This window comes from Gordonia sp. i37, assembly GCF_002043085.1.
Classification (GTDB): Bacteria; Actinomycetota; Actinomycetes; order Mycobacteriales; family Mycobacteriaceae; genus Gordonia; species Gordonia polyisoprenivorans.
This window is the reverse complement of record NZ_MVPX01000179.1, coordinates 1-3,977: the sequence shown is the minus strand read 5'-3', so window position 1 is coordinate 3,977 and position 3,977 is coordinate 1. Positions and strand designations below refer to the sequence as shown.

Below are 3,977 nucleotides of genomic sequence, written 5' to 3'. Positions count from 1 at the left end.
CCTGGCCGCAACCGACACAGTCACCGATCTACACAACCGACCCGCTTAACTGAACGGTATTGGGTCTAGACCGACCCGCGATCAGCAGCACTCGATCGGCACCGGTGACGGTCAGGACCGGGTGACCACGAGGTCGGCGAGCTGCCCGGCGAAGGCCTGCGGCACCCGTACCGTCATGCGGGTGCCGTCTGCGGTGTGGTCGCTCGCGAGCACCTCCCCCTCCTCGTGGATGCGGGAGATCAGGTCACCCCGGGTGTAGGGCACGGCGAGGGTCAGTTCGACATCGGTCCGGCCGACGAATTCCCGTACCCGATCGAACAGCGCCGGCAACCCCTCACCGGTGCGCGCCGAGACGAACACCGCGTCGGGGGCCATCGCCCGCAACTCTGTCATCCGGGTGTGGTCGATCGCGTCGATCTTGTTGATCACCAACAGTTCCGGCGGCGCGGACACCCCCTCCTCGGCGACGACCTCGTTGATCACCCGGCGGACCGCGGCGATCTGCTCGGCGGGGAATTCGTCGCTGCCGTCGACGACGTGCAACAGCAGGTCGGCGTCGACGACCTCCTCGAGGGTGGAGCGGAAGGCTTCGACGAGTTGGGTCGGCAGGTGGCGGACGAAGCCGACGGTGTCGGTGAAGACCACCTCGCGACCGTCGTCGAGCGTGGCCCGGCGGGTCGTCGGGTCCAAGGTCGCGAACAGGGCGTCCTGCACCAGCATGCCCGAGCCCGTCATCGCGTTGACCAGCGACGACTTCCCGGCATTGGTGTAGCCGGCGACCGTCAGCGACGGCACCGCGCTGCGGCTGCGAGCCGATCGCTTGGTCACGCGCGCCTTCTTCATGTCCCGGATCTCGCGCCGCAACTTGGCCATGCGTTCGCGAATCCGGCGACGATCGGTCTCGATCTTGGTCTCACCGGGTCCGCGCAGGCCGACACCACCGTTGCTGCCGGCACGGCCACCGGCCTGCCGGGACATCGACTCACCCCAACCACGCAGGCGGGGCATCATGTACTCCATCTGGGCCAGCGACACCTGTGCCTTGCCCTCGCGGGAGGTGGCGTGCTGGGCGAAGATGTCGAGGATCAATGCGGTCCGGTCGATGACCTTGACCTTGACGACCTTCTCCAGCGCGGTGAGCTGACCGGGGGTGAGCTCACCGTCGCAGATGACGGTGTCGGCGCCGGTGGCCAGCACGATCTCGCGCAGTTCCTCGGCCTTGCCCGACCCGATGTAGGTGCCGGGGTCGGGGGCATTGCGTCGTTGGATGACGGCGTCGAGAACCGCCGACCCGGCGGTCTCGGCCAGTGCGGCGAGCTCGGTCATCGCCGCCCGCGCCTGCGCCGAGGTGCCCTCGGTCCAGACGCCGACCAGCACGACGCGTTCGAGTCGGAGCTGCCGGTACTCGACCTCGGTGATGTCGGTGAGTTCGGTCGACAGACCGGCCACGCGCTGCAGCGAGGCACGCTCGGACAGTTGGAGTTCACCGGTGGTCGGCTCGTCGGTCCGGTAACTCCCGGTGATGCCCTGGTCGTCGGTGACTCCGGTGTCCTCGGGGATACCGGTGTCCTCGGCGAGATCAGGGGTCGGGATGGGATATGCGGTGTGTGTCGTGTTGCTCATACGCCTTCCATGGTCGCATGCGGCAACGATGCAGCGCACACGAATATTTCGCGGCGCCCGGCGACGACTCCACGGCCCGGACCGTTCCGCCCGGCTGTCGGCGCCCCCGGCTGTCGGCGGAAGCGTTCGCCGGTCGTGTCAGGATCCGTCCCACCCTGCGCGCAACGCGCCGTCGGCGACCAGTTCCGACGGGCCGCGCAGCCACGCATCGTCGGCGAGGATGCGCACCTCGACCCGCCCGCCCGGCACGTCGATCACCAACTCCCCGACCCGCTCACCCCGATGACGTAGTGCGGCCGCCGCTGCGGCGACCAAACCCGTTCCACAGCTTCGGGTTTCGCCGACCCCACGTTCGAACACCCGCATCCGGGCGTACAGCCGTCCGTCGACGGCCTCCGGGACGGTCAGCAGTTCGACGTTGGCTCCGTGGGCGAAGACCTCGGGGTCGATCACGACACCCCGGGAGAAGTCGACGGCGGCCAGGCCGTCGGCATCGAGTTCGGGAACCACACAGGCCAGGTGCGGGTTGCCGACGTCGACGGCCACCCCGGGGTACAGATCTTCGCCGATGCGGACCGTCGAGGGCTCCCCGACGCTCGCCGGGCCCATCTGCACACTGACGTCGGCGCGCAGTCGGTCGAAGGAGTGCACGACGACCGGTCGCGCGCCGGCGCGCGAACCCACGGTGAATTCGTCGGTGCCCACGAGTCCCGACGCGCGCAGATGATGGGCGAAGACACGGACCCCGTTGCCGCACATCTCGGCGATCGAGCCGTCGGCGTTGCGATAGTCCATGAACCAGTCGTCGGGGTTCACCCGGTCCGGCAGGGCCTCGAGCACCCCCGCCGCGACCAGCGCACCCGATCGCGCGACCCGCAACAGTCCGTCGGAGCCGATACCACGTTGCCGATCGCACAGTGCGGCGACGAGATCGGCACCCAGCGCGATCTCGACCGCGGGATCGGTGAGGATGACGAAGTCGTTCTGGGTGCCGTGGCCCTTCACGAACGGCAGGCCACTCTTCGATTCGGCGGCGGTGGTCGAGGCGCTGGTCGTCACCGGTCCAGGGTAGCCAGTGCCCGATCGGTGAGGTCGGTGGCCGCGGCGTCGAGCCACACGATCCGATGATCACGTCGGAACCAGGAACGTTGCCGGCGAACATAGCGCCGGGTGCCGATGACGGTCAGCTCGACGGCCCGGTCGAGGTCGTACTCGCCGTCGAGGGCGGCCAGGGTCTGGGCGTATCCGATCGCCCGGCGCGCGGTGCGCCCCTCACGCAGCCCGTTCTCGGCCAGCCTGGCCACCTCGTCGACCAGGCCGTTGGCGAACATCTCCGCGGTGCGCGCGGCAATCCGCTCGTCGAGGTCAGCGGTTTCTCTGTCGAGAGCGAGAATCCTTGTACCCCAGCGCGCTTCACCGATCTTGGGAGCCGACGCGGCGAACGGCTCTCCGGTGAGTTCGACGACCTCGAGTGCCCGGACGATCCGGCGGCCGTCGGTGTCGAGGATCGATTCGGCCGCGGCGGGGTCGACCTCGGCGAGCCTGCGATGTAGGGCGGCGACGCCGATCTGCGCCAGCATCTCCTCATAGCGCGCACGCACCTGCGGGTCGGTCGCCGGAAACTTCCAGTCGTCGAGCAGTCCCTGGATGTAGAGCATCGATCCGCCGACGATCACCGGGGTCCGGCCGGCCGCGAGCAGCTCCTCGATGTCGCGCGTGGCCGCGGCCTGGTATCGCGCGACCGTGGCGATCTCGGTCACGTCGAGGACGTCGATCTGGTGATGGGTGATACCACGACGCTGTGCGAGGGTGAGTTTCGCGGTGCCGATGTCCATTCCGCGGTACTGCTGCATCGCGTCGATGTTCACGATCTCCCCGTCGAGGGCCTCGGCGAGATCGAGCGCGAGATCGGATTTGCCGACCGCCGTGGGACCCACCACCGCAACCGGAACGGGCGCCCCGATGTCACCGCCGGTCATGATCGGCTCCTGTTCGGGGTCCGGCTGGGAGCGGGGTCCAGCGAGCGACGACGTACCCCACGCCGAACGGTGCTGCGGCATACAGGCATTCGGGGTCCAACCGGGCGGGGTCCACATCGGTGTGCGCGCGCGACGCCCGGGCCACCGCCGCTGCGACCTGCCAGGCGACTCGTCCACCGACACCCTCGGCATCGCACTCCTGCGCGTCGAGGTCGGCCAGAGTTTCCAGATCCCCACATTCGAGGGCGGTGTCGATCCGCTTCTGCAACCGCACCGCCGATGCGCGTTCGCCACCGCCCGGAGCCTTCGGGGACAACGCGGTCGCGCCGTCGCCCACCACGAGCAGACCCACCGGTTCGGACACCGCCGACAGCG

3 protein-coding genes and 1 pseudogene are annotated in these 3,977 nt (G+C 69.1%); all 4 read right to left on the bottom strand.

Translation table 11 applies throughout. The annotated features are described in order from the left end of the window. Window positions 1–111: 111 nt before the first annotated feature. A complete protein-coding gene (gene hflX, locus B1964_RS08880; RefSeq protein WP_079929529.1) occupies window positions 112–1,623 on the bottom strand; it encodes a GTPase HflX in 1,512 nt (503 codons plus the stop codon). A 138-nt stretch (window positions 1,624–1,761) separates the two neighbouring features. Then, a complete protein-coding gene (dapF, locus tag B1964_RS08875) occupies window positions 1,762–2,682 on the bottom strand; it encodes a diaminopimelate epimerase (protein WP_079929528.1) in 921 nt (306 codons plus the stop codon). Next, window positions 2,679–3,602 (bottom strand): tRNA (adenosine(37)-N6)-dimethylallyltransferase MiaA, encoded by a 924-nt coding sequence (gene miaA, locus B1964_RS08870; protein WP_014359822.1) that lies wholly within the window; start codon window positions 3,600–3,602, stop codon window positions 2,679–2,681. Before miaA ends, dapF begins: the two co-directional genes overlap by 4 nt. After that, a pseudogene (locus B1964_RS08865) lies at window positions 3,589–3,977 on the bottom strand (hypothetical protein); the annotation flags it as partial. The pseudogene B1964_RS08865 and the gene miaA, both read right to left, overlap by 14 nt.